This is a genomic window from Mycobacterium sp. 1245801.1 (assembly GCF_001673055.1).
In the GTDB taxonomy this organism is placed as follows: domain Bacteria; phylum Actinomycetota; class Actinomycetes; order Mycobacteriales; family Mycobacteriaceae; genus Mycobacterium; species Mycobacterium europaeum_A.
In genome coordinates, this window is sequence record NZ_LZKY01000234.1 from 1 (window position 1) to 646 (window position 646).

The 646-nt window shown below is 63.3% G+C and carries 2 protein-coding genes; one reads left to right on the forward strand and one right to left on the reverse strand.

The features are described from left to right. The coding region (locus A5622_RS30180) for a hypothetical protein (RefSeq protein ID WP_232002983.1) at window positions 1–279 on the forward strand (279 nt) is incomplete at its 5' end. Between the two features lie 157 nt (window positions 280–436). Here the strand turns inward: A5622_RS30180 and A5622_RS29725 are convergent. Continuing rightward, the coding region (locus tag A5622_RS29725) for a type II toxin-antitoxin system Phd/YefM family antitoxin (protein ID WP_197508021.1) at window positions 437–646 on the reverse strand (210 nt) is incomplete at its 5' end.

Consider the following 646-nt stretch of genomic DNA (forward strand, 5'->3'; position numbering starts at 1 on the left):
GCCACCCTGCGCGGCGCATTGAACGAACTTTCTTGGGAAATCGCCCAATCCGTCGATCCCGTAACAGCGCGCCACCATGCCCTGACTGTCATCGATAAGCTCTTATACAGTTTCCGCCCAACACCGCCCCCCACACCCGCTAATAAGCCGAAGCGCACACGGGCCGACAAAAGACGCGATGCAACCGACAATACCTCGAAGGGGCGGAAACCGGGCGAACGCGCGACGACGCCGCCCCGGCGCGTTAGCTTGAAACGCTTACGCGAGGCGACGAGCTAACCGGTCTGACCAAGCTGTCGATGCCCTAGTCGTGCTGGCTTTTCCGGCCTGTCGAGCGCAGGTCGTGGGGATCCGTTCCCTCACCGTTCACACGGGGTGTTTGCGGCGCGAAGTTTGGCTGGCTATTGCTGTGAAGAGCTGGCTCGGGTGGCCGCCGTCAGTTCGTGGGCTGCTGCAGGCGCGCCACGACCCGTCCGCGGCGGGTCACGTCGATGGTTTCGCCGGCCGCGACGCGGTCGATGTAGTTGCCGAGATCGATTCGCAATTGCCGGATGCCGATGCGATCGGGTATCGCGCCAGTGTGGGTCACCTGCGGCGACTCACAGGCCTTGCTCAGAAGGCAATCGATGATGGCTAGGGCGAGCTG